The sequence below is a fragment of the Gilliamella sp. GillExp13 genome (genome assembly GCF_001690815.1).
Lineage (GTDB): Bacteria > Pseudomonadota > Gammaproteobacteria > Enterobacterales > Orbaceae > Gilliamella > Gilliamella bombi.
Genome location: NZ_LZHJ01000080.1, coordinates 1 through 6,195, shown reverse-complemented (window position 1 = coordinate 6,195; position 6,195 = coordinate 1). Strand labels below are relative to the sequence as shown.

The 6,195-nt window shown below is 35.1% G+C and carries 6 protein-coding genes and 3 tRNA genes; 3 read left to right on the top strand and 6 right to left on the bottom strand.

Annotation, left to right across the window (positions count from 1 at the left end):
* On the bottom strand, positions 1-175 hold a 175-nt coding region (locus A9G37_RS05700), incomplete at its 3' end, for a transposase (RefSeq protein ID WP_065561592.1).
* A gap of 75 nt (positions 176-250) precedes the next feature.
* On the opposite strand from A9G37_RS05700, the gene A9G37_RS12855 reads away from it, so the two are divergent.
* On the top strand, positions 251-421 hold the full coding sequence (locus A9G37_RS12855) for a hypothetical protein (protein WP_176701872.1): 171 nt from the start codon (positions 251-253) through the stop codon (positions 419-421).
* Between the two features lie 350 nt (positions 422-771).
* Here A9G37_RS12855 and A9G37_RS05695 read toward each other — a convergent pair.
* The 5 genes from A9G37_RS05695 to A9G37_RS05675 all read right to left on the bottom strand — a co-directional run bounded on the left by A9G37_RS05695 (position 772) and on the right by A9G37_RS05675 (position 2,899).
* Positions 772-846 (bottom strand) — tRNA-Gln (locus tag A9G37_RS05695).
* Between the two features lie 25 nt (positions 847-871).
* Positions 872-956, bottom strand: a tRNA-Leu gene (locus A9G37_RS05690).
* Between the two features lie 37 nt (positions 957-993).
* Positions 994-1,070: transfer RNA gene (locus A9G37_RS05685), tRNA-Met, on the bottom strand.
* 116 nt (positions 1,071-1,186) lie between these two features.
* On the bottom strand, positions 1,187-2,284 hold the full coding sequence (locus A9G37_RS05680) for a multifunctional CCA addition/repair protein (protein ID WP_065574893.1): 1,098 nt from the start codon (positions 2,282-2,284) through the stop codon (positions 1,187-1,189).
* On the bottom strand, positions 2,285-2,899 hold the full coding sequence (locus A9G37_RS05675) for a TIGR04211 family SH3 domain-containing protein (RefSeq protein WP_065574892.1): 615 nt from the start codon (positions 2,897-2,899) through the stop codon (positions 2,285-2,287).
* A gap of 231 nt (positions 2,900-3,130) precedes the next feature.
* Here A9G37_RS05675 and A9G37_RS05670 point away from each other — a divergent pair, with 231 nt between their 5' ends.
* Positions 3,131-5,248 carry an alpha-galactosidase gene (locus A9G37_RS05670; RefSeq protein WP_065574891.1) on the top strand — a complete coding sequence of 706 codons (2,118 nt, stop codon included), beginning with the start codon at positions 3,131-3,133 and terminating at the stop codon, positions 5,246-5,248.
* Positions 5,249-5,583: 335 nt separating this feature from the next.
* On the top strand, positions 5,584-6,195 hold a 612-nt coding region (locus A9G37_RS05665; RefSeq protein WP_141671084.1), incomplete at its 3' end, for a LacI family DNA-binding transcriptional regulator.

Genomic DNA, 6,195 nt, shown 5'->3' with positions numbered 1-6,195 from the left:
CCAGCTCTTTTAAGCGTTTGATATCCGAAGTTTCCATTCCGCCGTATTTTTCCCGCCATTTATAAAAAGTTGAATTACCCATGCCATATTTACGGCAGAGTTCCTTGACAGGAATACCTGCTTCAGCTTCTTTTAAAATAGCGACGATTTGATGTTCAGTCATTTTTTTCATCATTAAATCCCCTTTTACTTTTATCATAGAGAATTTTCTACTTTTTTGCTGTACTATTTTAGGGGATAGTTACACTATGTGCCTACCAATATGGATGGTGTATATTTCACCTATATAGAAGAACCATGGTGTAAAAAGGTAGATATTTGGGAAAATGAAATCCCTATATCGGGAAAAGAAGCCGAATCTCTACCTCGTGTATTTCCATTTGGTGACTATAATATTAAAGAATTATTAAAAGATATCTGAAGCCATGCTGGGAAGGGGATGATACTTTTTCCAGCTTTTATTTATTTCAGGAGTAGTACTTATACTATACCCTGAAACCAGCACAATAATGCTGAGGTAATTAAAAATTCCCCTGAGCTTTACATAATACGGTATCTGTTTGATTCATTTCTGACTCTCCTTTTGTGCGATAAAACAACTCGAATGTCAGATTAAGTGAAGTCTATTACAGTTTAAATTTACTTTAGTACTCATTACATGTAGGAAAACACAGAACTGAACTATTTATAAGATGAACTGCTATTCTACCGCCGTCAAGCTAATAATAAGAGATATCTTCAAATAGATCATAATTAATTGTTTTATTTTATTGGCTGGGGTACCAGGATTCGAACCTGGGCATGGCGGGATCAAAACCCGCTGCCTTACCGCTTGGCTATACCCCAATAATGGATAGATATTAAGATTAAATGGTGCGGGTGGAGAGACTTGAACTCACACACCTTGCGGCGCCAGAACCTAAATCTGGTGCGTCTACCAATTTCGCCACACCCGCACTGAATACTTCCGGTAAAAGTACTACCTAATCTTAATGGTGGCTACGACGGGATTCGAACCTGTGACCCCATCATTATGAGTGATGTGCTCTAACCAACTGAGCTACGTAGCCATTCATTCGCAACGTCATAACCAACACTGCGAGGCGCATTATGCTAGGGTTACGACAAATCGTCAACTATTTTTTTAAGATATTTTGAAAAAAAGTGACGATTGATTAAGATGCAATCAAATCCAGTTTAATAACGCTTCGATTCGCCTTTTTTGTAACTCAAAATGAATTTGTTTTCCTGTATAACCGTCAGAAATAATTTGCTGCACATTGACGCCATTGGCGATTTTATAAGCTTCTTTTATATAATTTGCTTGTGCAAACGATGCTGTTTTAGCAAAAGCTTGGCTTGCAATAATTAATTGGTCAAGGTGCGAAGGGTTGCGCCATACATCAATGCTATTTAGCAAAGAAATAATTTGTTCAGCTGTCAGGGTTTGCACTTGTTCAAGATTATTTCGATTCTGCTGAACCATGACGGCAACTTTAGTATAGTTGTTAGGTACTTTAATTTTTGTACATAATGCTTCAACCGCTAATTTATTAGGTAACTGTGCACACAGTACAGCAAAGCGGATAGTTAAATCATCAGTTAATAGAGCAGATTTTTTTAGTGCATTACTAATATTGGCTGTTAGGTCTAATGATGAAAATAATAATTGAAGCGCTCCACATTGTTCTAGTACTTGAAAATAGATCTGAGGATTTGATGTCGACAATGCTTTTTCAGTTTCTTTCCACACACGTTCTGGTGTTAAGTAACTAACCTCACCGGCTAATACCATTTGTTTCATTAGATCTAGAGTTTGAGGAGCTACAGTAAAACCGAATTGATGAAAACGAGCTGCAAAACGAGCTACGCGCAAAATACGTAAAGGATCTTCTCGGAAGGCTGGCGATACATGGCGTAAAATTTTATGTTTGATGTCATCAACGCCATGATATGGATCGATTATATTGCCATCTTCGTCCATTGCAATGGCATTAATGGTTAAATCACGGCGAATCAGATCTTGTTCTAATGTGATCTTTTTACCAAAATCACAGATAAATCCAGTATAACCTCTACCGGATTTACGCTCAGTGCGAGCCAACGCATATTCTTCTTTCGTATGAGGGTGTAAAAAAACTGGAAAGTCTTTACCGACTTGTTGATAACCTAATGCTAAAAGCTCGTCTGGTGTAGCGCCAACAACAACCCAGTCATGATCAGCAACAGGTAGGTGCAACAATTTGTCACGCACCCCCCCTCCTACAAGGTAGATTTTACTCATCTATCTCATCCAACGATCTTTTTTGCGTCGGTTTGGTATAATTCTTGGTAATATAAGCCCTAAAATAAGACCGCCTCCAGCAACAAGACCACCATAGGTAAACCAAGTTACAATAAGGTCACGGCGTTTATCATCAACTTGATTTAGCATTGATTCAATTCGTGAATTTTGCTCCTTAACTTGTTGTTCTAGTGCTTCATTTTTATTTTGAAGTGTTTCTATAGATTTTTCAGCAGTCTGCAACTTTTGGATATAGTCACTTAACAATTTTTGTTGATTTGCCTCAGCATTATCAACTTTATCTTGATATTCTGCTAGTTTTGCTTCTAGCGCTGGAAAGCGTTCTTTATAACTAGGTTGTTCATTTAGTTTACTTGTTTCAATCCAAGCGGTGCTACCATTATTAAGTTGAATGCGAGTAAATTTGCCATCTGCGCTTTTTTCAAGCTCAACAACTTTTTCTCCAGCTTTAACTGCATTAGAAAACGCATATTGCGAACCAGGACCTCTACGCAAATAAATATCGACATTATCAGTCACATATTTGTCTATAGCGTAACCATTAAAAGAAATCGCAAAAAACGAAAGTAGTGCAATAATATTCTGTTTTTCCATATATTTCCAATAAGCATCTATAAATAGTTTCATGATAACATAAAATAATAGCAAGTCGCATATTCATTTTATAATAAATAGTTTTAAAAACTAAAATAAATATGACCCTCAATAATGAAATCGTTTATATTTTTAATGAGATCTTAATCACAAAATATGAAATTAAAAATATTATTTTATATAAATAGCTATTATTTTATATAAGTGAAATATTACAGATTTGGAGCCATTATGAATTATCGTCTTAGCAACAACAATATAGATATCCTTTTTCGCACTGAACCGTATGCCGAATTGTGTTATTTTGGTAAACGGTTACAAAATTTTCAACCTGAAATGATTGACATGCTTTACCCTGCTGTCCCTAATTCCCGTATTGATGTCAACGTTCCATTTACTCTATGCCCAGAAGAAGGTTTAGGTAATTTTAGCACACCTGGACTTGAAGGACACCGAAATGGTAAAGATTGGTCTCCCGTTTTTACAACTAAAGAGGTTAATAAAACTGACAATAACATTACCATTATTAGTGAAGATAATATTGCTAAACTTCGTTTAACCAGCCTTTTTATTTTAGATAAAAATGGTGTATTGCAGTGTCAAAATACTTTAACCAATTTAGGTGATGAACCATATCAAGTTAATCGTTTTTCTATTACGTTACCTATTCCTGAACGGGCACAAGAATTAATGGCTTTTAGTGGTCGTTGGATTAAAGAGTTTTTCCCTCATCGAACTAAAATATCACATTGTGGTTATTTACAAGAAAATCGACGAGGACGAACATCACACGAATATTTTCCTGGGATGATGGTTGGTACCGAAGGTTTTAAAGAACAAACTGGCGAAGTTTGGGGAATCCACTTGGGATGGAGTGGTAATCATCGCATTCAAGTTGCAGTTAAAAGTAACGGTAAACGTTTTATTCAAGCAGAAGCTCTGTATTATGCAGGAGAAATATCACTAGCTAAAGGTGAATCTTTAAGTACGCCTTGGTTATATGCTACCTATAGCGATGAAGGCTTAAATAAAATGAGTCAACATTTCCACCAATATTTACGTAGTAATATTATTAAATTCGCTAAAAATAAAGCTCGTCCTGTTCATCTTAATACATGGGAAGGTATCTTTTTTGACCATAATCCTGATTACATTATGAAAATGGCGACTAAAGCGGCTCAAATTGGTGTTGAACGCTTTATCATTGATGACGGTTGGTTTGGTAAACGTGATGATGATTACCAAGGATTAGGTGATTGGTATTTAGATGAGCGAAAATATCCTAATGGTTTAGAACCAGTTATTAAACATGTTAAAGATCTTGGTATGGAGTTTGGAATTTGGGTTGAACCAGAAATGGTTAATAAAAACTCAGATCTTTATCGTGCCCATCCAGATTGGTTACTTGAACTACCAGGTTATCAACAACCAGAAGGTCGCCATCAGTATTTACTTGATTTACAAAATCCAGCTGTTTTTGAATATCTACTTGAAAGACTAACTTGGTTACTCAGTAGTTATGACGTTGATTATATTAAATGGGATATGAATCGTGAAATTGTTCAGCCTGGTCATGAAGGTAATCCTGCTATTGTTGGTCAAACTAAAGCGCTTTACCGATTGCTTGATATTTTGCAAGAAAAATTCCCTACCGTTGAAATAGAATCTTGTTCATCAGGTGGAGGTCGAATTGATTATGAGATTTTAAAACGTACACAACGTTTTTGGACTTCAGATTCTAACGATGCATTAGATAGACAAATAATTCAACGTGGAATGAGTTATTTCTTCCCTCCTGAAGTAATGGGTGCTCATATTGGTGGCGCATTATGTCATACTACATTCCGTGAGCTACATATGAATTTACGCGGTCTAACTGCTTTATTTGGTCATATGGGAGTTGAGCTTGATCCAGTAAAAGTATCTGAGCAAGAACAGAAAGGTTTTACATATTATATTAATTTACATAAACAACTCCGTCCTTTGTTACATAGCGGTAACTCTGTAAGATTAGATGTTGATGATAACCCAGCTATGCAAAGTTATGGTGTTGTTAGCCAAGACCAAAAAGAAGCTGTGTTTATTATCGCTCAACTAACATTACCAACTTATGCGTTAAGCGGTAATTTACGATTGACAGGCTTGTTGGCCGATAAACAATACCAAATTGAAGTACTAGATATGCCTGATAATATCGATCCTAAAATAAATGGTCATGTTATGAAAGAATTACCTCAATGGATGAAGGACACAACAACGTTATCTGGTGATTGGTTAATGAATGTCGGTTTACCTTTACCAGTACTTGATCCAGCAACAGCTATATTAATAAAAGTAACTACTAAATAATGTTATTAATACTTTTAAATTAATTAGTTAGCCACTATCAGGGGATTTGCTAATCGATATCCCCTTAATATTTAATTTTTAATGAACAATTCTAGTTTTTAATTCGCCAATGATTTCATTGGCAAAGTTTTTATTTTACCTTATTATGATAAGTTAATTCAGTCATATATCAAGAGTATTGCTAAATGAATTAACTTCAAGACAGTAAAAAAGATAACCCTTTCACTTTCAGTACTTTTTGTCTTATATTATTGTTAATCTACAGAACTCTATATTGATAAGCATTAAATATTATAATTATCGATATTTTATGGATAGTAATTAAAAGGTTTTTTATGGCGACAATAAAAGATGTTGCGCGTTTAGCAAAAGTTTCAGTTGCAACCGTATCTCGCGTAATTAATAACGCAAATAACGTTCGAGATAATACTAGAGATACCGTAAAAGAAGCTATGGAAAAATTAAACTACTATCCTGATGCTAATGCACGCGCTTTATCACAACAAAATTCGAATACTATTGGTATTGTTGTAGCTGATGTATCGGATCCATTTTTTGGTGCCATGGTTAGTACAGTTGAAAAAGTTGCCTCACGAACAGGTCATTTTTTGTTAATCGGTAATGGATATCATAATGAGCAACAAGAATATAATGCAATTACTCAATTAATTGAGCATCGCTGTTCGTCGTTAGTTGTACATGCCAAAATGCTCTCTGATAGCGATCTAGAAAAATTGATACAACAAGTACCAGGTATGGTTCTAATTAATCGTATCGTAAAAGGATTTGAAAAACGCTGTATTGCTCTTGATGATCGTTACGGCTCTTATCTTGCAGTCAAACATTTAATTCAACATGGACATACTAGAATTGGTTATTTATGTTCAAATCATAATATTTCTGATTCATCTGATCGTTTACAAGGCTATAAAGACGCATTGTTAGAA

What these genes read in the sequence shown, in the direction of transcription:
- A9G37_RS05680 (WP_065574893.1), bottom strand. Translation starts at nt 2,284, where the DNA reads ATGAGTAAAATCTACCTTGTAGGAGGGGGGGTGCGTGACAAATTGTTG.
- A9G37_RS05675 (WP_065574892.1), bottom strand. Translation starts at nt 2,899, where the DNA reads ATGGAAAAACAGAATATTATTGCACTACTTTCGTTTTTTGCGATTTCT.
- A9G37_RS05670 (WP_065574891.1), top strand. Translation starts at nt 3,131, where the DNA reads ATGAATTATCGTCTTAGCAACAACAATATAGATATCCTTTTTCGCACT.